Annotated in this window: 20 protein-coding genes; 11 read left to right on the top strand and 9 right to left on the bottom strand. The window is 61.2% G+C overall.

The features are described from left to right. Positions 1-143: 143 nt before the first annotated feature. The 10 genes from ACP7E3_RS08670 to ACP7E3_RS08625 all read left to right on the top strand — a co-directional run bounded on the left by ACP7E3_RS08670 (position 144) and on the right by ACP7E3_RS08625 (position 7,167). Positions 144-1,118, top strand: coding sequence for a KpsF/GutQ family sugar-phosphate isomerase (locus ACP7E3_RS08670; RefSeq protein ID WP_017845977.1), 975 nt, complete (start codon positions 144-146; stop codon positions 1,116-1,118). Continuing rightward, positions 1,119-1,643, top strand: coding sequence for a KdsC family phosphatase (locus ACP7E3_RS08665; RefSeq protein WP_017845978.1), 525 nt, complete (start codon positions 1,119-1,121; stop codon positions 1,641-1,643). It begins immediately after the preceding gene. Positions 1,644-1,651: 8 nt separating this feature from the next. Next, the gene (lptC, locus tag ACP7E3_RS08660; RefSeq protein WP_126587539.1) at positions 1,652-2,224 is read left to right on the top strand and encodes an LPS export ABC transporter periplasmic protein LptC; all 573 of its coding nucleotides are present in this window, start codon (positions 1,652-1,654) and stop codon (positions 2,222-2,224) included. Next, on the top strand, positions 2,211-2,744 hold the full coding sequence (gene lptA, locus ACP7E3_RS08655) for a lipopolysaccharide transport periplasmic protein LptA (protein ID WP_046384676.1): 534 nt from the start codon (positions 2,211-2,213) through the stop codon (positions 2,742-2,744). The genes lptC and lptA overlap by 14 nt, the downstream gene beginning before the upstream one ends. Next, entirely contained in the window at positions 2,744-3,469 is a 726-nt protein-coding gene (gene lptB / locus ACP7E3_RS08650) for an LPS export ABC transporter ATP-binding protein (RefSeq protein WP_017845981.1), read from the top strand. The genes lptA and lptB overlap by 1 nt, the downstream gene beginning before the upstream one ends. A gap of 197 nt (positions 3,470-3,666) precedes the next feature. Continuing rightward, entirely contained in the window at positions 3,667-5,160 is a 1,494-nt protein-coding gene (locus tag ACP7E3_RS08645; RefSeq protein WP_026139902.1) for an RNA polymerase factor sigma-54, read from the top strand. A gap of 75 nt (positions 5,161-5,235) precedes the next feature. Beyond that, on the top strand, positions 5,236-5,541 hold the full coding sequence (gene hpf, locus ACP7E3_RS08640; RefSeq protein ID WP_017845983.1) for a ribosome hibernation-promoting factor, HPF/YfiA family: 306 nt from the start codon (positions 5,236-5,238) through the stop codon (positions 5,539-5,541). Between the two features lie 12 nt (positions 5,542-5,553). Then, entirely contained in the window at positions 5,554-6,018 is a 465-nt protein-coding gene (ptsN, locus tag ACP7E3_RS08635) for a PTS IIA-like nitrogen regulatory protein PtsN (RefSeq protein WP_057004257.1), read from the top strand. 2 nt (positions 6,019-6,020) lie between these two features. Then, positions 6,021-6,878 carry an RNase adapter RapZ gene (gene rapZ / locus ACP7E3_RS08630; protein WP_017845985.1) on the top strand — a complete coding sequence of 286 codons (858 nt, stop codon included), beginning with the start codon at positions 6,021-6,023 and terminating at the stop codon, positions 6,876-6,878. 16 nt (positions 6,879-6,894) lie between these two features. Beyond that, entirely contained in the window at positions 6,895-7,167 is a 273-nt protein-coding gene (locus tag ACP7E3_RS08625; RefSeq protein WP_017845986.1) for an HPr family phosphocarrier protein, read from the top strand. Between the two features lie 38 nt (positions 7,168-7,205). Here ACP7E3_RS08625 and ACP7E3_RS08620 read toward each other — a convergent pair whose 3' ends face one another. From ACP7E3_RS08620 to pmbA, 6 genes are all read right to left on the bottom strand, one after another. Further along, positions 7,206-8,099 carry a ZIP family metal transporter gene (locus ACP7E3_RS08620; RefSeq protein ID WP_057004256.1) on the bottom strand — a complete coding sequence of 298 codons (894 nt, stop codon included), beginning with the start codon at positions 8,097-8,099 and terminating at the stop codon, positions 7,206-7,208. 33 nt (positions 8,100-8,132) lie between these two features. Beyond that, a complete protein-coding gene (locus tag ACP7E3_RS08615) occupies positions 8,133-8,744 on the bottom strand; it encodes a superoxide dismutase (RefSeq protein ID WP_126587537.1) in 612 nt (203 codons plus the stop codon). Position 8,745: 1 nt separating this feature from the next. Beyond that, complete coding sequence (locus ACP7E3_RS08610) at positions 8,746-9,174, bottom strand: hypothetical protein (RefSeq protein ID WP_426122859.1); 429 nt, start codon at positions 9,172-9,174, stop codon at positions 8,746-8,748. Between the two features lie 27 nt (positions 9,175-9,201). Then, positions 9,202-10,578 (bottom strand): class II fumarate hydratase, encoded by a 1,377-nt coding sequence (locus ACP7E3_RS08605; protein WP_301555797.1) that lies wholly within the window; start codon positions 10,576-10,578, stop codon positions 9,202-9,204. Further along, positions 10,571-10,966 (bottom strand): hypothetical protein, encoded by a 396-nt coding sequence (locus ACP7E3_RS08600; RefSeq protein ID WP_017845991.1) that lies wholly within the window; start codon positions 10,964-10,966, stop codon positions 10,571-10,573. Before ACP7E3_RS08600 ends, ACP7E3_RS08605 begins: the two co-directional genes overlap by 8 nt. A gap of 148 nt (positions 10,967-11,114) precedes the next feature. Continuing rightward, entirely contained in the window at positions 11,115-12,461 is a 1,347-nt protein-coding gene (gene pmbA, locus ACP7E3_RS08595; RefSeq protein WP_426122856.1) for a metalloprotease PmbA, read from the bottom strand. A gap of 108 nt (positions 12,462-12,569) precedes the next feature. Here pmbA and yjgA point away from each other — a divergent pair, with 108 nt between their 5' ends. After that, a complete protein-coding gene (yjgA, locus tag ACP7E3_RS08590) occupies positions 12,570-13,091 on the top strand; it encodes a ribosome biogenesis factor YjgA (RefSeq protein ID WP_010567685.1) in 522 nt (173 codons plus the stop codon). Between the two features lie 45 nt (positions 13,092-13,136). Here the strand turns inward: yjgA and tldD are convergent, their stop codons facing one another. From tldD to ACP7E3_RS08575, 3 genes are read right to left on the bottom strand one after another with little or no spacing between them, the layout of a single operon-like run. Beyond that, the gene (gene tldD, locus ACP7E3_RS08585) at positions 13,137-14,579 is read right to left on the bottom strand and encodes a metalloprotease TldD (protein WP_046384681.1); all 1,443 of its coding nucleotides are present in this window, start codon (positions 14,577-14,579) and stop codon (positions 13,137-13,139) included. Between the two features lie 16 nt (positions 14,580-14,595). Beyond that, positions 14,596-15,444: a carbon-nitrogen hydrolase family protein gene (locus ACP7E3_RS08580; protein ID WP_301555796.1), complete on the bottom strand. Its 849-nt coding sequence runs from the start codon at positions 15,442-15,444 to the stop codon at positions 14,596-14,598. Between the two features lie 48 nt (positions 15,445-15,492). Continuing rightward, on the bottom strand, positions 15,493-19,308 hold the full coding sequence (locus tag ACP7E3_RS08575; protein WP_426122853.1) for a YhdP family protein: 3,816 nt from the start codon (positions 19,306-19,308) through the stop codon (positions 15,493-15,495). Positions 19,309-19,351 lie beyond the last annotated feature (43 nt).

The raw sequence follows: 19,351 nt of genomic DNA, 5'->3' as shown, positions 1-19,351 counted from the left end.
AGACAGGGAAAAATAGTTGCCGACTATGTTACCGAGGAATGAATCTGAAGCGCCTGACGACTAAAGGCTGACGAACTTGCGTGAGGGAATTGATCATTACCGCTATAATCGCCGACTTTTCGTCAGGCTATACGATTTCAGACATGAGCCAATCCAGCGATCTTATCCAATCCGCACAACGCACCATCCGCCTCGAGCTTGAAGCCGTAGAAGGCTTGCTGGCCCATATCGACGTGGATTTCGTACGCGCCTGCGAGATGATTCTGGCCAGCAAAGGCCGCGTTGTCGTGGTCGGCATGGGCAAGTCCGGTCACGTCGGCAACAAGATCGCCGCCACCCTGGCAAGCACCGGGACCACGGCGTTTTTCGTCCACCCGGCCGAAGCCAGCCACGGCGACATGGGCATGATCACCAAGGATGACATCATCCTCGCACTGTCCAACTCCGGCACCACCAACGAAATCGTGACCTTGCTGCCGTTGATCAAACGCCTGGGCATCCAGATGATCAGCATCACCGGCAACCCGGAGTCGACGCTGGCCAAGGCCGCCGAAGTGAACCTGAATGTTCATGTGACCGCTGAGGCCTGCCCGCTGAACCTGGCGCCAACCTCTTCCACCACCGCCGCGCTGGTCATGGGCGATGCCCTGGCCGTGGCGCTGCTGGAAGCACGTGGGTTTACGGCGGAAGACTTCGCGTTTTCCCATCCGGGCGGCGCACTGGGCCGACGCCTGCTGCTGAAAGTGGAAAACGTCATGCATTCCGGCGATGAACTGCCCCACGTACAGCGCGGCACCCTGCTGAAGGACGCACTCATGGAGATGACCCGCAAGGGCCTGGGCATGACCGTGATCCTGGAAGCCGACGGACGCCTGGCCGGCGTATTCACCGACGGTGACCTGCGCCGCACCCTGGACCGCACTATCGATATCCACACCGCCACCATTGATGCGGTGATGACTCCCCACGGCAAGACCGCACGCGCAGAAATGCTGGCGGCCGAAGCCCTGAAGATCATGGAAGACCATAAGATCGGCGCGCTGGTGGTGGTCGATGGCAATGACCGCCCGATCGGCGCCCTGAACATGCACGACTTGCTGCGTGCGGGAGTGATGTAAATGACCAGCGACCTGTTGCAACGCGGCAAGCACATCAAATTGGCGATTTTCGACGTTGACGGCGTGCTGACCGATGGCCGCCTGTACTTCCTCGAGGACGGCAGCGAATTCAAGTCGTTCAACACCCTCGACGGCCAGGGCATCAAGATGCTCATGGCGGCGGGCGTGCAAACCGCGATTATCAGCGGTCGGAAAACCCCGGTTGTGGAACGCCGCGCACAAAACCTGGGGATTCCTCACCTGTATCAAGGCAGGGAGGATAAACTAGTCGTTCTGGACGAGCTTCTTGGCCAACTGAACCTAAGCTATGAGCAGGTTGCCTACCTGGGCGACGACCTGCCCGACCTGCCGGTGATCCGCCGGGTGGGCCTGGGCATGGCTGTCGCCAATGCGGCGGCATTTGTTCGCGAGCATGCCCACGGCATCACCACGGCCCGTGGCGGCGAAGGCGCCGCCCGCGAGTTCTGCGAGTTGATCCTGCGTGCCCAGGGCAGCCTTGAAGCGGCCCACGCCGCCTACCTATAGAGCGTTTTATGCTGAGCAAAAAGATTCGCAACTTCCTGCTATTCGGGGTCATCGCCGCGCTGCTCCTGGCGGTTGGCTACTGGAATATCAGCCCGGAGCGCTTTCTCGACCAGCCTGTGGCGCAGGTTGACCAAGGCGCTATCGACTATTACGCCACCAATGCCTACAGCGTGCAGTTCCTGCCCGATGGCAAGGTGCAGTATGAAATGAACTCGGACAAGGTCGAGCACCTGAAAGCGTCCGAAGTGACCCTGCTGACCAACCCCGATTTGAATCTGTATCGCGGCACCGAATTCCCCTGGCACGTCACCAGCAAGCATGGCGAAGTCAACCCGGACGGCACCGAAGTGGAACTGATCGACTCGGTACGCGTCGCACGGACCGACGCACAGAACCGCGACACCATCATCACCAGCAGTCGCATGACCGTATTCCCACAGAAGCAATATGCGCAGACCGAGCAAGACGTTAGAATCGACGGCGCTGGCGGTGTATCGACTGGCAAGGGAATGAAAGCGTATTTGAAAGAAAGCAGGATACACCTGCTATCGAACGTAAGAGGACAGTATGAGGCTCGTTAAAACCCTCCCTATTTTGCTCAGTCTGGGCGCAGCACTGGGAAGCGTGAGCGCCTGGGCTCTGCCGAACGATAGCCAGCAACCGATCCACATTTCGGCCGACGATGCACAGCTCGATGACAAGCAAGGCGTCGCGACCTACACCGGCGGTGTGATCATTACCCAAGGCTCGATGAAGATCACCGGCAACACGGTGACACTGACTCGCACCCCTGCTGGCGACATTGACGTCGTGACCTCGGTGGGCAACCTGGCCTACTTCGAACAGAAGCAGGCTGCCACCGACACCGCCCCGATGAAGGGCTACGGCAAAACCATCCAGTATCACGCCCAGCAAAATCGCATCGTGCTGATCGACCAGGCCAAGGTACTCAGCCCCGACGGCAACTCCACGGAAGGTGAAAAAATCACCTATGACACCGTGAAGCAAGTTGCCAACGCCGGTCGCGCCAACGGCACCAAGGTCACCGCACCGCGTCCACGTATCGACATGGTTATCCAGCCGAAGAAGAAGGCCGAGTAATGGCAACCCTGAAAGCCCAGCATCTGGCCAAGGCCTATAAAGGCCGTCAGGTCGTGCGCGACGTCAGCCTGTCGATCGACAGCGGCCAGATCGTCGGCCTGCTTGGCCCCAACGGTGCCGGCAAGACCACCTGTTTCTATATGATCGTCGGCCTGGTCCAGGCGGACCAAGGTCGCATCCTGATCGACGACCTCGACGTCAGCCACCAGCCGATGCACGGCCGTGCGCGCGCCGGTATCGGCTATCTTCCCCAGGAAGCGTCGATCTTCCGCAAACTGTCGGTTGCCGATAACATCATGGCGATCCTCGAGACCCGCAAGGAACTCGACCGCGACGGCCGCCGCAAGGAGCTGGAAAGCCTGCTGCAGGAATTCCACATCAACCACATTCGCGACAACCTCGGCATGAGCTTGTCCGGTGGTGAACGCCGCCGCGTGGAGATTGCCCGCGCCCTGGCCACTGCACCGAAGTTCATCCTGCTGGACGAACCGTTTGCCGGTGTCGACCCGATCTCGGTCGGCGACATCAAGCAGATCATCCATCACCTCAAGGCCAAGGGCATCGGTGTACTGATCACCGACCACAACGTCCGCGAGACCCTCGATATCTGCGAAACTGCGTATATCGTCAACGATGGGCAACTGATTGCCGAAGGCGATTCGGCCACGATCCTGGCCAACGAACTGGTCAAGGAAGTGTATCTGGGCCACGAGTTCCGCCTGTAAGCCTGCCTGGAAAAAAAGGCGGTGGCAGGCCGTTCGCCAAGGTGCGCGGGAGTCAATGAAAACCTCCGGATTTTTATTGTTACCGCGCTCTAGGCAAAGCCCCCGATATCAGGCATATAATTTGCTTATGTTTGGCGCTCACGCGCCCTGTCGTGGATGGCGCATTGCGCCGGCGAATAAGGTGTTAAGCCCCTGCCATGAAACCATCGCTAGTCCTGAGAATGGGCCAGCAGCTGACGATGACACCGCAGCTGCAACAGGCCATCCGCCTGCTCCAATTGTCGACACTGGACCTGCAACAGGAAATCCAGGAAGCCCTGGAGTCCAATCCGATGCTCGAACGCCAGGAAGAAGGCGACGACTTCGATAATGCAGACCCGCTGGCCGACAACATCGAGCAAAAACCCAATTCCGACGTGCAGGAACCCTCTTACCAGGAAACCGCCCCTACGGTGGACAACCTGGAGGAAGGCGAATGGAACGAACGTATTCCCAACGAACTTCCCGTGGACACCGCCTGGGAAGACGTCTACCAGACCAGCGCCAGCAGCCTGCCCAGCAATGATGACGACGAGTGGGATTTCACCACCCGCACCTCCGCCGGCGAGAGCCTGCAGAGCCACTTGCTGTGGCAATTGAACCTGGCGCCGATGTCCGACACCGATCGCCTGATCGCTGTGACCCTGATCGACTGCATCAACAACCAGGGTTATCTGGACGAGACCCTCGAAGAGATTCTTGAAGCCTTCGACCCGGAACTGGACATCGAACTGGACGAGATCGAAGCCGTCCTGCACCGCATCCAGCAGTTCGAGCCCGCCGGCATTGGCGCGCGCAACCTCAGCGAGTGCCTGCTGCTGCAATTGCGCCAGCTGCCCGCCAAGACCCCTTGGCTCGTTGAAGCCCAACGCCTGGTCACCGACTACATCGACCTGCTGGGCAGCCGCGACTACAGCCAGCTGATGCGCCGCATGAAGCTCAAGGAAGACGACCTGCGCCACATCATCGAGCTGGTGCAGAGCCTCAACCCGCGCCCGGGCTCGCAGATCGAGTCCAGCGAAGCCGAATACGTCGTCCCCGATGTGATCGTGCGCAAAGACAACGAACGCTGGCTGGTGGAGCTGAACCAGGAATCGGTGCCGCGCCTGCGGGTCAACCCGCAATATGCCGGTTTCGTGCGTCGCGCCGACACCAGCGCCGACAACACCTTCATGCGCAACCAGTTGCAGGAAGCGCGCTGGTTCATCAAGAGCCTGCAAAGCCGCAACGAAACCCTGATGAAAGTGGCCACGCAAATCGTCGAGCACCAGCGCGGCTTCCTTGAGTACGGCGACGAAGCGATGAAACCGCTGGTCCTGCACGACATCGCAGAAGCGGTGGGCATGCACGAATCGACGATTTCCCGGGTAACGACGCAAAAATTCATGCATACCCCACGGGGTATATATGAGCTGAAATACTTTTTCTCCAGCCATGTCAGCACCTCCGAAGGCGGCGAATGCTCGTCCACGGCGATCCGCGCAATCATCAAAAAACTGGTTGCCGCGGAAAATCAGAAAAAGCCGTTGAGTGACAGCAAGATCGCTGGTTTACTGGAGGCACAAGGCATTCAGGTCGCCCGTCGAACCGTCGCCAAGTACCGCGAGTCCCTTGGGATCGCGCCTTCCAGCGAGCGTAAGCGTTTGATGTGACGGGCAGGCCACAGCGTTCCAGTGGCAGGCATCTCTGCCTGCCGCTTTATGCACTGGCAACGAAGGAGAAGCTGTATGCAAGTCAATATCAGTGGACACCAACTGGAAGTGACCGACGCGCTGCGCACCTATATCGGCGAAAAACTCAAACGAATTGAGGGGCATTTCGACAAGATCACCAACGTGCAAGTCATTATGACTGTCGAAAAGCTGAAGCAGAAAATCGAAGCCACCTTGCGTATACCCGGCGGAGAAGTCGTCGCCAATGCTGAGCATTCTGATATGTATGCCGCCATTGACGACCTGACCGACAAGCTGGATCGCCAAATCAAAAAGCATAAGGAAAAGCAGCAGAGCCTCCTACAGGGCACCGGCCGCTAACACTCCCCACCCATGATCCGACTTGAAACCATCCTGACTCCCGGCCGTTCCCTTGTGAACGCGCCGGGGGGCAGCAAGAAGAAAGCCCTCGAACAGATTGCCAACCTGATCAGCAAACAAGTGCCTGAGCTGGAGATGCAAGATGTCTACGAGGCTCTGATTGCCCGTGAAAAACTCGGCTCGACCGGTTTTGGTAACGGCATCGCCATTCCTCACTGCCGCCTCAAAGGCTGCGAGACACCTGTCAGCGCCCTGCTGCACCTGGACGCTCCCATCGATTTCGACGCCATCGACGGTGCCCCGGTCGACCTGCTGTTCGTGTTGCTGGTCCCGCAAGCCGCCACCGATGCACACCTGGAACTGCTCCGGCAGATCGCCAGCATGCTTGACCGCAAGGAAGTACGCGACAAACTGCGCAGTGCCAGCAGCAATGAGGCGTTGTATCAGGTTGTCCTGGCTGAACAAATCGAGCAGTAATCATGCGTTTGATCATCGTCAGTGGCCGCTCCGGCTCAGGTAAAAGCACCGCCCTCAACGTTCTTGAGGACAACGGCTTCTATTGCATCGACAACCTGCCCGCCGGCCTGCTGCCGGAGTTGGCGGAGCGCGCGCTGATCCACACCGAACTGGCACAGCCACTGGTCGCCGTGTCGATCGACGCCCGCAACCTGCCCAGCCACCTCTCGCGGTTCCCGGCACTGCTTGAGGAAGTGCGTGCCAAGCACATTCACTGTGATGTGCTGTACCTGGACGCAGACGAAGAAACCCTGCTCAAACGCTTCTCCGAGACCCGTCGACGTCACCCCCTCAGCAGCCCGCATCGTTCGCTGGCCGAAGCCATCGAGGACGAGACCAAGCTGTTGGGGCCGATCATTGACCTCGCCGACCTCAAGATCAACACCACCAGCCTCAACCTGTACCAACTGCGCGATGCCATCAAGCTCCGCCTGCTGAACCAGCCCGAGCCCGGCACGGCCTTTCTGGTCGAGTCGTTTGGCTTCAAGCGCGGCATGCCGGTGGACGCCGATCTGGTATTCGATGTGCGCTGCCTGCCCAATCCTTACTGGAAGCCGGAGTTGCGGGACCAGTCGGGGCTGGATCAGCCGGTGGCGGACTACCTGGCCGCGCAACCGGATGTCGAGGAGATGTTCCAGGACATCTCCAGCTACCTGCTCAAATGGCTACCACGCTTTGCCGCCAGCAACCGGGCCTATGTCACCATTGCCATCGGCTGCACCGGCGGCCACCACCGTTCCGTCTACCTGACCGAACGCCTGGGCCAGATGCTGCAACAAACCCTCAAGAACGTCCAGGTTCGCCACCGCGACCTTAGCTGAAAGGAACACCCCCGCGATGCCCGTTCTGGAAATTGAAATCATCAACAAGCTGGGCCTGCACGCCCGCGCCTCAGCCAAGTTCGTCGGCATTGCCGGGCAGTTCCCCTGCCAGGTTCGCGCTGGACGCACTCCGGAAACCATGGTCGACGGCAAGAGCATCATGGCGATGATGATGCTCGCCGCCGGCAAGGGCACCAAGATTCATTTGAAGACCGAAGGCGAGCAAGAGCAGGAAGCGATGGACGCCTTGACCAAGCTGATCAATAACTTCTTTGATGAGGGTGAATAAACCCACCCGACGAGACAGAGGCTGAAGCCGCAACAGCTTCAGCCCAATGCAGTATCCATCACCATCATCAAGCAAAACCCGATGCACAGTCCCAGGCTGGCGAGCTTTTCATGGCCATTGCGCCGCGATTCGGGGATCACCTCGTGAGTGACCACCAGCAGCATCGCGCCAGCAGCCAACGCCAAGCCTAACGGCAGCAGCACCTGCGCCAGACTCACCAACCAGGCACAAAGCACTGCGAATATCGGCTCGACCAAGCCCGAAGCCGCACCGATCAGGAACGCCTTGAACCGCGACATCCCTGCTCCGGCCAGCACCAACGCAATCACCAAGCCTTCGGGCACATCCTGCAAAGCGATGCCCATGGCCAGGCTGTCGGCATCCGGCATGCCGCCGCCCGCCGACACGCCAACCGCCATACCCTCCGGGATGTTGTGCGCGATGATGGCAAACACGAACAGCCAGATACGTGGCGGGATCACCGGATGCTCCGGCGTACCGACCAGCATTTCCGGGCTGGCCCCGGAGACCTTGCGATCGACCAGGTACAAGCCGAACGCTCCCAGCATGATGCCAATGCTGATCAAGCCACTCGCGCCCCAAGGGCTGAGCCCCAGGCCTTCAGCGGCGGCAATGCCCGGCGCGACCAACGAAAACGCCGTGGCCGCGAGCATCACGCCGGCACCAAAGCCCAGCAAGGTATCGCTCACTGCTGCTGGCATGCGCCGGATAACCAACACCGGTACGGCGCCCAACGCGGTGCCGAGCGCACAGATCGCCCCACCTTGCAGGGCCCGCAGGATGCGCGGCTCCAGGTCCAGCCAGGCGAATCCTTGAGCCACCAGCAATGCAATACCTGCCAATAGCAGCAGCGAGCCAAATGCGTAACGAAACATTCGCACGCTGCTGATCGCCAGTGTTTCAGTACCCATGGTCGGCCTTAGGTCGTGTTATACGGCGTGACATCAGGCCAGGGCGGCCTGGTAGCGGGCGGCGACTTCCGGCCAGTTGATGACACTGTAGAAGGCATTGATGTATTCAGGACGCCGGTTCTGGTACAGCAGGTAGTAGGCGTGTTCCCACACATCCAGGCCGAGGATCGGTGTGTTGCCGCTCATCAGCGGGCTGTCCTGATTGCCGCTGCTCTCCACCACCAGGGTCTTCTGCGGGGTCACGCTCAACCAGGCCCAGCCGCTGCCGAAGCGGGTCAATGCGGCCTTGGTGAAGGCCTCCTTGAAGCTGTCGAAACCGCCCAGTTGCTCATCGATCGCCTGGCCCAGCGCGCCATCGGGTTTGCCGCCGCCTTTGGGTGACATCACCGCCCAGAACAACGAGTGGTTGGCATGCCCACCGCCCTGATTGATCACCGCGGCGCGCAGTTGCTCGGGCAGTTGCTGGACGCTCGACACCAGCTTCTCTACCGGCCAGCCCGCAAACTCGGTGCCCTCCACGGCGGCATTGAGGTTGTTGATGTAAGTCTGGTGGTGCTTGGTGTGGTGAATTTGCATGGTTTGTGCATCGATATGCGGTTCCAGGGCATCGTAGGCGTAAGGCAAGGCAGGCAAGGTGTAGGGCATATCAGTGTGCTCCGTATTGAGGAGGGGTTGGTTGCGCCGCAGTACCGTCCAGCAAGCGATGGGTACGGGGGTATTCGCCGTGATCGCTGATGAAATTCAACAGTTCGACGTAGGTCTTGCTGCTCTGGCGCAACGCCGCGTCGCGCAGTTGCGGGCTGAGGCGCTGGTCCTGCAGCGCCTGTAACAGCCGTTGGTGGATGGCACAGAGGTATTCCGCGCTTTCTTCCGGCTGGTTCAGGCGCAGGTGCAGGTCCGCCAGGTTGTGATGGGAAATGACGCAAGCCGCCACTGCTTCGTCGGCGTTCGCCCAGCGCTCGAACAACACTTGAGCCAGGGCCAGGGCTTGTAAATAGGCTTCGCGAGCGTCGACCAACTCGCCCTGCATAAAGCAGCGATTGGCCCGTTCGATCGTGCGTTTCCAATGCTCCATGGTCAGCCTCCAAAGCAGGGTCGGTGATTACACGCCGCCGGCTGTGAGCTTTTCCGGGTCCAGCAGGACTTCCAGTTGGCTACGCGGCAAGTCGGTGTGCTCGAGGGCGACATCAATCACCGGGCGACCTTGCTGATAGGCTTGCTTGGCGATTTCAGCGGCCTTTTGGTAACCAATAATCGGGTTGAGTGCGGTCACCAGGATCGGATTGCGCGACAACGCTTCCTTGAGCTTGGCCTCGTTGACCTTGAAACTGGCAATGGCCTTGTCCGCCAGCAGGCGGCTGGAATTGGCCAGCAGTTCGAGGCTGCCGAGCAGGTTCTGGGCGATGATCGGCAGCATCACGTTCAGCTCGAAGTTGCCGGATTGCCCGGCAATGGTGATCACCGTGTCATTGCCGATGACCTGTGCGGCGACCATGGCCGTCGCTTCCGGAATCACTGGGTTGACCTTGCCCGGCATGATCGAAGAACCGGGCTGCAACCCTTCCAGTTCGATTTCGCCCAAGCCCGCCAGGGGCCCGGAATTCATCCAGCGCAAGTCGTTGGCGATTTTCATCAATGACACAGCGATCGCTTTCAACTGGCCGGAGACGGCGACGGCGGTGTCCTGGGAGCCGATCAACGCGAAGAGGTTCTTGCCCGGCGTGAATTGCACGCCGGTCAGGCTGCTCAGTTGTTGGCTGAAACGCAGCGCAAACTCCGGATGCGCGTTGATCCCGGTACCGACAGCCGTGCCGCCCTGGGCCAGGGCTTGCAGGCTGGGCAACAGGTCCTGCAGGTGCGCGATATTGGCCTTGAGCTGCTGCGCCCAGCCATTGAGCACCTGGCTCATACGCACGGGCATGGCGTCCATCAGGTGCGTGCGACCGGTCTTGATGAAGGGGTGGACCTCTTCGGCCTTCCGTTCGATGACCTGCACCAGATGCAGCAACGCCGGCAGCGTTTGCTCATGCAGCACCAACGCCGCACTGACGTGGATGGTGGTCGGGATGATGTCGTTGCTGCTTTGGCCGCAGTTCACGTGATCGTTGGGGTTGACCGCCTCACCGAGCAAACGGCTGGCCAGGGTCGCGATCACTTCGTTGGCGTTCATATTGGAACTGGTGCCGGAACCGGTCTGAAAGACATCCACCGGAAAGTGCGGCATGAAGTCACCGTCCAGCAAGCCCAGGGCAGCATCGACAATGGCCTTGCCCTGCCCTTCGCTGATCTGCTTGAGGTCGACGTTGACCTTGGCCGCTGCCACTTTGGCCAGGATCAGCGCACGAATGAACGGCGCCGGCATGCGCTGGTGGCTGATCGGAAAGTTGTTCACCGCGCGCTGGGTTTGCGCGCCGTACAAGGCCTCGGCGGGGACTTGCAGTTCACCCATGCTGTCGCGTTCGATACGGTTATTACTCATCGGAAGATCCTTGCACCCAGTCAGAAACGGAAATCGAAGGCAGCAATTCGCACGTCGCCAATTGCCAGGCAAAGGCCTGCCAGCGCTTGAGGCGGCAGGCACAGTGGGAGAGTGTTTCCAGGTCGCGCAGCGGGCGCCAGGCCTGGTCCAGGCACTGGGACCGCCAATGCCACGGCAAGGCAATGTCCGTGGCGGTGTCGATCAGCAGGCGGAAAGCCGTTTCAGCGATCGTCCATGGATGAGTCGCGGTGCAACAGGCGAGGTATCGACCTTCATTGAGGTAATGTTCGATCAGGCGCGGTTCATTGGGATCGAGGCAGCAGCGAATCTGACGACTCATCCAACGCCAGCTTTCCAGGTAGGGGTCCTCATGCAGGACAGCATTCATGATCCGCACTCATTCGATAATGATATTTATTATTAAATGATATTGATAATCAACACAAGAGTGACAAGCCAATCAACCGGGAATGCAGCCACAAAAAAAGGCGCGCCATCCTGCAGATGGCGCGCCTTTTGGTGAAGCGTCGGAAGGATTAACTGCCGGCGACTGTCATCCGCTCGATCAGGACCGAACCTGTACGGATATTGCTGCGCAGCTCCAGGTCGTTACCCACGGCAACGATCTGCTTGAACATGTCGCGCATATTGCCGGCGATGGTCACTTCCTGGACAGCAAACTGAATCTCACCGTTTTCTACCCAGAAACCCGCCGCGCCACGGGAATAATCACCGGTGACCATGTTCAAGCCCTGACCCATCAATTCAGTCACCAGCAGGCCACGCCCCATGCGTCGCAACAGCGCCGCCTGGTCTTCCTCGCCGTGGGTCACGAACAGGTTATGCACGCCGCCAGCGTTCGCGGTGCTCGGCAGGCCCAGTTTGCGCCCGGCATACGTGCCCAGCACGTAGGAGACCAACTCACCGTTTTCGACGAACGGCTTGGCATAGGTCGCCAGGCCATCGCCGTCGAACGACGAACTGCCCATGGCCCGCATCAGGTGTGGACGCTCGTCGATGGTCAGCCACTGCGGAAACAGCTTCTGGCCAATCGCACCTTCGAGGAACGACGATTTGCGGTACAGGTTGCCGCCGGAAATCGCCCCCAGGAAACTGCCGAACAGACCGCCGGCCAGCTCCGCCGAAAACAGCACCGGCACTTCACAGGTCGGCACCGGGCGCGCGCCCAGGCGGCTCGCGGCACGTTGCGCGGCACGCCGGCCAATGCTGACCGGGTCGGCCAGCAACTCGCCCTGACGATTCACGTCGTACCAGTAATCGCGCTGCATCTGGCCGTTGGCTTCGGCGATCATCACGCAACTCAGGCTGTGACGCGTCGACGCATAACCGCCGATAAAACCATGGCTGTTGCCGTACACGCGGCAGCCCTGGTGGGTGCTCAAGGTGGTGCCATCGGCATTCTTGATCCGCGGGTCGGCATCGAACGCCGCCGCTTCGCAGGTCAGCGCTTGTTCGATGGCTTGTTCCGGGGTGATGTCCCAGGCATGGAACAGGTCGAAATCCTGCAGATTCTTGGCCATCAACGCCTTGTCGGCCAGGCCCGAGCTTTCATCCTCGGACGTGTGCTTGGCAATCGCCAATGCGGCGGCCACCGTCTCGCGAATCGCTTCCGGCCCACTCGCCGAGGTGCTGGCCGAGCCTTTGCGCTGGCCGACGTACAAGGTGATGCCAAACCCCTGGTCGCGGTTGAATTCGACGGTTTCGACTTCCCGCTGACGTACCGACGTCGACAGCCCCTGCTCCAGGGACACAGCCACCTCGCAGGCACTGGCCCCCTGGCGCTTGGCCTCGGCAAGGATCTGCTCGACTTGTTCCTGCAGTGCCGGTAACGCTTGCGGACCGACGCTTTGGGCTGCACTCATGGTTTTCTCCACTCAAATTCTGCTTTCGGTTAAGGCCATCGAGCGACCGGGCCGGACAAGCGGCCCCCGACTGGTTATCATGGCGGCGTTTCTTTGCGGACTGCCACCATGGTTGATTCTTACGACGACTCCCTCGATGGGGAGAAAAGCAAAACCCAGGTCAAACGCGAGCTGCATGCTCTGGTTGACCTCGGCGAGCGCCTTACAACGCTCAAGCCGGACTTGATTGCAAAACTGCCTCTGACCGACGAAATGCGCCGGGCTCTGGCGGATGCACCCAAGCACACCGCGAATATCGCGCGTAAACGGCACATCATGTTCATCGGCAAGCTGATGCGCGATCAGGACACTGACGCGATTCTGACTCTGCTCGATCAACTCGATGCCTCCACTCGCCAGTACAACGAACGCTTCCACAACCTGGAACGTTGGCGTGACCGCCTGATCTCGGGCGATGACGCGGTGCTGGAGAAATTCGTACTGGACTACCCGGACGCGGACCGCCAGCAACTGCGCTCCCTGATCCGTCAGGCCCAGCACGAACTGGCGCAAAACAAGGCGCCGGCCACCAGCCGTAAAATCTTCAAGTACATCCGTGAGCTGGACGAGACTCAACGCGGCCTGCGTTGATCCTCTTCCCCGGGTGGCGGTCTTCGCCACCCGAAGCTCCCGCTCTTACGACCCCGTGCCACCCACGGTGATCGCATCAATTTTCAAGGTTGGCTGACCCACGCCCACCGGCACCGACTGCCCATCCTTGCCGCACGTACCCACGCCGCTGTCCAGTGCCAGGTCGTTACCGACCATCGACACCTTGCTCATCGCTTCCGGCCCGTTACCAATCAACGTCGCGCCTTTGACCGGCACGGTAATCTTGCCGTCTTCGATCAGGTACGCCTCGCTGGTGGAGAACACGAACTTGCCGCTGGTGATGTCCACCTGGCCGCCGCCGAGGTTGGCGCAATAGATCCCGCGTTTGACCGAGGCGATGATTTCCGCCGGGTCACTTTCGCCAGCGAGCATGTAAGTGTTGGTCATGCGCGGCATCGGCAGGTGCGCGTAGGATTCGCGACGGCCGTTACCAGTACGCGCCACGCCCATCAGGCGGGCGTTGAGCTTGTCTTGCATGTAACCCTTGAGCACGCCGTTTTCGATCAGCGTGGTGCATTCGGTCGGCGTGCCTTCGTCATCGATGTTCAACGAGCCACGGCGACCGGCCAGGGTGCCGTCATCGACAATGGTGCACAGTTTGGAGGCGACCATCTCGCCCATGCGCCCGCTGTAGGCCGAACTGCCCTTGCGGTTGAAGTCGCCTTCCAGGCCATGGCCCACGGCTTCGTGGAGCAGTACGCCAGACCAGCCCGAACCCAACACCACCGGCAAGGTGCCAGCCGGTGCGGGGATGGCTTCCAGGTTGACCAGCGCCTGGCGCAGCGCTTCACGGGCATAACCCATGGCGCGGTCCTCGGCGAGGAAATAACGGTAGTCGGTACGCCCGCCGCCGCCGTGCCCACCGCGCTCGCGGCGGCCGTTCTGTTCGACGATCACGCTGACGTTGAAACGCACCAGCGGCCGCACATCCGCCGCCAGGCCGCCGTCGGTGGACGCCACCAGGATGCGTTCCCACACCCCGGCCATGCTCACCGTGACTTGCTGGATACGCGGGTCGAGGGCGCGGGTCGCGGCATCGATACGCTTGAGCAGATCGACTTTTTCTGCGCGGCTGATCACTTCCAGGGGGTTATCCGGCGCGTACAACTGGGCCACGTCCTGGGTGCTGAATGCCTGCACCGTACCGTTCTGGCCGGCGCGGGAAATCGAACGGGCAGCCCGGGCGGCCAGGCCCAAGGCTTCCAGGGTGATCGCGTTGCTGTAGGCGAAACCGGTTTTCTCACCGGATTGCGCGCGCACGCCGACACCCTGGTCGAGGTTGAAACTGCCTTCCTTGACGATCCCGTCTTCCAAAGCCCACGACTCGGAAATCTGCCCCTGGAAATACAGGTCGGCCGCGTCGATGCCCGGCCCGGCCAGATCGCCCAGCACGGTTTGCAGGCTTTCGATGGTCACGCCACCGGGTGCCAGGAGGTGTTCGCTGACTGAGGACAACAACTCGCTCATAGGTTTGGCCTTAAATTCATCGTTCTGAAGCAGGCCGCTGCGCGCCCTGCGAGAAAAAGCGCCGGTGGTTGACCACCGGCATGCGCGCCCGTATCGACGCCTGTTCACTGCTGTCGCGTTCGGCCAGCAACATCGCTTCGCCTTGATCCTGTTGCGTCAGTACGCGCCCCCAGGGGTCGACAATCGCCGCGTGGCCATAAGTCTCCCGTGGCCCCGGATGCACCCCGCCCTGGGCGGCCGCCAGCAGATAACACTGGGTCTCGATGGCCCGTGCGCGAATCAGCACATCCCAATGGGCGGCGCCGGTGACCGCGGTGAAGGCCGAGGGCGCGGTAATCAGTTCAGCCCCCGCCGCGCGCAACTCGCTGTACAACTCCGGGAAGCGCAGGTCGTAACACACCGTCAGGCCCAAGCGGCCGACCGGCGTATCCGCCACCACAACGTTGCTCCCGAAAGCATAGTCATCGGATTCACGATAGCGACCGCGCGCGTCCGCCACGTCGACATCGAACAAATGCAGCTTGTCGTAGCGGGCGACGATCTCGCCATGCTCATCGATCAGCAACGAGCAGGCGTTGGCCTTGGCGTTCGGTTGATCCTTGGGCGGCAGCGGCAAAGTGCCAGCCACTATCCATAAGGTGAGGTCGCGGGCGGTCTGTTTCAACCATGGCAGGATCGGTCCTTCACCCAACGCCTCGGCGCGGCCGATGTCAGCCACATCGCGGCGGCCCATGGCGGCGAAGTTTTCCGGCAGCACCGCCAGCCGCGCGCCCTTTGCCGCCGCTTGCTCCAGCAGGCGCCGGGCCTGGGCCAGGTTGGCCAGCACATCGCTCTGGCTGACCATTTGAATTACCGCAAAGGACATGGGCCGACACTCCATAAATGGCATGCAGCCATGCTACTCCACAGGCTCTCAGTTTGGTTTTTCAAATGGCTTGTCGAAGCTGATTTTCGGGTCTTTCCATGGCCCTTCGACTTTGTACTGCACGCTGGCAAACCGCGAAACCCGGTCGCCGATCAGCTTGTCGATCAGGAACAGCGCGCCGCCAATGGCCGGCGCGCCGACAATCAACGCAGCGATCGGCAGGTTGTTGGTCACCGGCAGTGTCACCAGTAGCTTGGCATCCACGCGATCAGCCACCAGGTCCATGGTGCCATTAAGCTCCAGGTTGCTCGACGGCCCCGTCAGGGTGATCGGCTCGCGGGTCACGAACACCCCGTTGCTGGCCGCGAGCAAGCCTTTGACCCGGTCATAACTCAAGCCTTTGCCGAGCAGGTCGGAGAAGTCCAGGCGCAACCGACGGCCGATGGAGTTGAAGTTAAGCAGGCCGAACACCCGCAGCGCCTGGGCGCCACCTTCCACTTCAACGAACTGGCCTTTGCGGAATGTTGCATCCAGGCTGCCGGAAAAACGCTTGGGCCCGACCCAGGCGGGGGAGCCCGGCCAACGACCGTCCACGTCCAGGTGGAAATCTTCACTGGTCACGGTAGGCGCAAAGCCCCAGCCCTTGAGGACATCGGCGATATTCTTGCCATCCAGGCGCCCTTTGTACCAACTGCTGCTGTCGCCCGGCGCGCCTTCCCAACCACCAGCGCCCTTGAGCAGCATGCCCTTGAGGCCCAGGTCCAGGTTGTTGAAGGCCAGGCCCTTGGCGGTCGGTCGGATCTTCAGCGACCACGCGCCGATCAGGTCCGGCCCCTGGAACAGCTGATCAATGCTGATGTCCAGCGCTGGAATATCCTTGGGATCGATGTCGGCCAATGGGTCCGGCGCATTTTCATCCGCCTGTACCGTCGGGTCCACCGCCGGCAGCTTCACGTACTGCAGGTTGACCGCGATGGGGGCGCCCTTGGCGTCCGACAGGTTGACCGTGCCCTTGGCCTGCTGGCTGTCGAACTGCAGGCCCCAAGCCGAGGGTTTGCGGTCAAGCTGGAGGCTGACCTGGTCGAACTGCTGCCCAAAGCCAGTCAACTTGCCCACCTTGAAGTCGGCGCCGCTCAACAGCTGTTTCGCGCTGCCTCCCGGGTCGTTGCCCGCGTAGCGATCGATGAGTTTCTTCCACGGATCGATATCCAGTTCCGACAGCACACCGCGAATGCGCAGGCCCTTGCCACCGGGCAGCAGCGCATCGCCATCGCCGAGAAACAACTCGCCGCGGCCGTCGCTGAATTTATCCGGCGGCGCAGCAAAGGTGAAGTTCGCCAGGTCGCCGTAATCGAACCAGTAGCGGCGCTCGGCGCCCTGCAAGGTCATGCGGAACACGCTGTCACGGCCCTGGCTGGCCGCCATGCCGAACGGTGCCGGCAGGTCCACGGCCACGCCTTTGAGGTTGGAGCTGACCCTCAACTGGCTGTCGGCACCGTCCAGATTGAGCTGCAACTGGTACGGAATATCACCGGACACCGGCAGCGGCTGGCTGATTTTCAACCAGTCCGTCAGGCGCTTGACCGTGACCTGGCCTTTGGCGGTAACGCGGGTGCTGATACTGCCCGGCTTGCCATCCGCGAAGATCTGCGCGGTGATCGGCCGATCGAAGGCTTGCGCTGTGATGTTCTGCCCACTCAGGCCCTTGGCGCTGTCGAAGCGGAAATCCCCCTTGAGCTGGCTCAGGTCCAGAGGCGGCTCAGCCAATTGCAGGCGCGCCTTGTCGGTCTGGAAATCCACCACGATCTTCGGTTCGGTGCCCTTGACCAGCGGGATATCCAGGTCCAGCTTGCCCTGTAGATCGCCCTCGCCTTTCCAACCGGCAAAGGTCGAAGCGGTGCCTATCGGCGCTTCCTGGAGGATTTTCAGGCCATCACCCAGGCCGCCGGCAAACTCACCGGTGAGCAGTAAGTGGCTGTCCTTGCCCGCGGGCGCGTGGGGGATATTGACGTAGATGTCCTTGACGCCGGTATCGAGCAGTTGGCCCTTGCTGGCCAGGATGCGGACACCGCTCTCCTCGACAAACACTTCGCCGCTGACCTTGCTCACATGGGGCCAGCCCGGCTGGAACGCCAACTCAGCGTCATGCACCTTGAAAAACAGGCTGATATTGCGCGAAGCCGGCAACGCACCGTGATTCAGCGAGCCTTGGTACTGGAAGAAGCCTTCATCGACCGCGCCTTTGAGAATCGCGGTACGCAGCCATTCATCCAGCGCCGGGCTCAGCACCGCCGGCAGGTATTTAGGCGTGAAACGTCCATCGCCATCGACCATGCCGACCCGCAGGTCCATGTAGTCTTCCTGGCTATTGTCGAAATGCAGGCGAATCAGGAAGTCGGCGGCGACCTTGCCTTCCTCGCCCAGCACCTTGATATACGGCGCGATCAGGGTGAAACCTTGCTGATCGAGCTTCCAGGTCAGGCGCGCATTGGCCTGGATGTACTGCCAGGGCTTGGCGAAGATCGGGTCGAGGTGCAAGGAAAAGTCCTTGCTGTCCATGCGCAGCTCGCCCTGCCCCAGGTCGCCGCTGATGCTGCCGGAAACGTTGCGTGCGGCAGGGGCGCCGAAGTAGGCGTCAAAGCCTACCCGCTCGAGGTTGGCGGCAAAGCTGACTTTCTGATCGGTCGTGTCCTGCGGACGAAAATCCACCAGCACATTGCGCAGCAGGCCGGTGGCCTTGAGGTGTTCGATCGTCTTGGCGAAACCTTCCGGCAACGGCGCCAAGGCATTGAGCAACGGGGTGATCGGGGTCAGGTCGAGGCGGTCGGCCTGCAGGTTCCAGACTTCCTGCGCCTTGTCGGTGGCCAGGCGTTGCTGCAATTGCAAACGCGATTCCCAACGGCTATCGCCGATGTTCATCGCCAACGAATCGAACAGCACCTTGAGGCCGCTCTCACTGCGTTGCAGGTAGGCGGTCAGGGCGAGGTTTTCAATGTGGACCTGCTTGCGGTCGGCGTAGCTGCCCTTCACTTGCGGCGAGTTGAGGCGCACCACCGCGCTTTGCACGGTGCCTTTGGCCCAGGTCAGCCAGAATTCACCGCCAGCCTTGAACTGCGTGAGTTTCCACTGCTGGGTCAACCTGGCCGGGACCCATTTGGCCCAATCGCTCTGGGGCAGGCTCAGGTAGGCCTGGACCTCAGCGTCTTTCCAGGCACTGGCGCGGATCTGCGTGCGCAGGCTCAGGGCCAGGGGTTGGCCATCCGGCAGGGTCAGGCGGGCGTCCAGGCGTTGGCGGGTCGCGCCCGTTTGCAAGCTCAGGCCCACATACGTGAAGGTCAGCGGCGCCTGGTCGAACGGCTGCAACGTGACCTGGCTATCCAGCAACGACACGCGCTGGACACTCTGCATGCGCTTGAGCAACTGTTCCGGGTCCAGCGGCTGGTCGTCCTGCACCGGCAGGCCTTGCAGCGCCCAGTGGCCATCCTTGTCTTCCCTGGCGCTCAGTTGCAGGCCGCTGACTTCCAGGTGGGCAATACGCACGTCGCGCGCCATCAGGCTGGCCCAGATGTCCGGCACCACCTGCACCTGATCTAGGCGCAAGGCATTGCTGCCCTCGCCCACCATCACGTCATGGGCCAGCAACACAGGGGCGAAACCGCTCCAGCGGCCTTCAAGGCGACCGATCTGCAGCGGCATATCCACCGCGGCCTGGGCCTTGGCTTCGATTTCTGCGCGGTATTCGGCGACCAGCGGGGTCAATTCACGCCCCAGGCTCACGTACACCGCCGCCAATACCAGCAGCAGGGCGCACAGGCCCAGGCCCCAGCGGGTCAAAGCGGCAAAAAAGCGTGTCAGACGCTCCATGTCAAGCGACCCTCAGGCAGTAGTCGGACCGCAGATCCAGGTC

It is taken from the genome of Pseudomonas sp. PSPC2-3, assembly GCF_049898265.1.
In the GTDB taxonomy this organism is placed as follows: Bacteria; Pseudomonadota; Gammaproteobacteria; order Pseudomonadales; family Pseudomonadaceae; genus Aquipseudomonas; species Aquipseudomonas veronii.
The sequence above is the reverse complement of the archived record's forward strand: the minus strand, read 5'-3'. Positions and strand labels throughout refer to the sequence as shown.

Coding starts and splice junctions, on each gene's coding strand:
- ACP7E3_RS08670 (WP_017845977.1), top strand. CDS start 144: ATGAGCCAATCCAGCGATCTTATCCAATCCGCACAACGCACCATCCGC.
- ACP7E3_RS08665 (WP_017845978.1), top strand. CDS start 1,119: ATGACCAGCGACCTGTTGCAACGCGGCAAGCACATCAAATTGGCGATT.
- lptC (WP_126587539.1), top strand. CDS start 1,652: ATGCTGAGCAAAAAGATTCGCAACTTCCTGCTATTCGGGGTCATCGCC.
- lptA (WP_046384676.1), top strand. CDS start 2,211: ATGAGGCTCGTTAAAACCCTCCCTATTTTGCTCAGTCTGGGCGCAGCA.
- lptB (WP_017845981.1), top strand. CDS start 2,744: ATGGCAACCCTGAAAGCCCAGCATCTGGCCAAGGCCTATAAAGGCCGT.
- ACP7E3_RS08645 (WP_026139902.1), top strand. CDS start 3,667: ATGAAACCATCGCTAGTCCTGAGAATGGGCCAGCAGCTGACGATGACA.
- hpf (WP_017845983.1), top strand. CDS start 5,236: ATGCAAGTCAATATCAGTGGACACCAACTGGAAGTGACCGACGCGCTG.
- ptsN (WP_057004257.1), top strand. CDS start 5,554: ATGATCCGACTTGAAACCATCCTGACTCCCGGCCGTTCCCTTGTGAAC.
- rapZ (WP_017845985.1), top strand. CDS start 6,021: ATGCGTTTGATCATCGTCAGTGGCCGCTCCGGCTCAGGTAAAAGCACC.
- ACP7E3_RS08625 (WP_017845986.1), top strand. CDS start 6,895: ATGCCCGTTCTGGAAATTGAAATCATCAACAAGCTGGGCCTGCACGCC.
- ACP7E3_RS08620 (WP_057004256.1), bottom strand. CDS start 8,099: ATGGGTACTGAAACACTGGCGATCAGCAGCGTGCGAATGTTTCGTTAC.
- ACP7E3_RS08615 (WP_126587537.1), bottom strand. CDS start 8,744: ATGCCCTACACCTTGCCTGCCTTGCCTTACGCCTACGATGCCCTGGAA.
- ACP7E3_RS08610 (WP_426122859.1), bottom strand. CDS start 9,174: ATGGAGCATTGGAAACGCACGATCGAACGGGCCAATCGCTGCTTTATG.
- ACP7E3_RS08605 (WP_301555797.1), bottom strand. CDS start 10,578: ATGAGTAATAACCGTATCGAACGCGACAGCATGGGTGAACTGCAAGTC.
- ACP7E3_RS08600 (WP_017845991.1), bottom strand. CDS start 10,966: ATGAATGCTGTCCTGCATGAGGACCCCTACCTGGAAAGCTGGCGTTGG.
- pmbA (WP_426122856.1), bottom strand. CDS start 12,461: ATGAGTGCAGCCCAAAGCGTCGGTCCGCAAGCGTTACCGGCACTGCAG.
- yjgA (WP_010567685.1), top strand. CDS start 12,570: ATGGTTGATTCTTACGACGACTCCCTCGATGGGGAGAAAAGCAAAACC.
- tldD (WP_046384681.1), bottom strand. CDS start 14,579: ATGAGCGAGTTGTTGTCCTCAGTCAGCGAACACCTCCTGGCACCCGGT.
- ACP7E3_RS08580 (WP_301555796.1), bottom strand. CDS start 15,444: ATGTCCTTTGCGGTAATTCAAATGGTCAGCCAGAGCGATGTGCTGGCC.
- ACP7E3_RS08575 (WP_426122853.1), bottom strand. CDS start 19,308: ATGGAGCGTCTGACACGCTTTTTTGCCGCTTTGACCCGCTGGGGCCTG.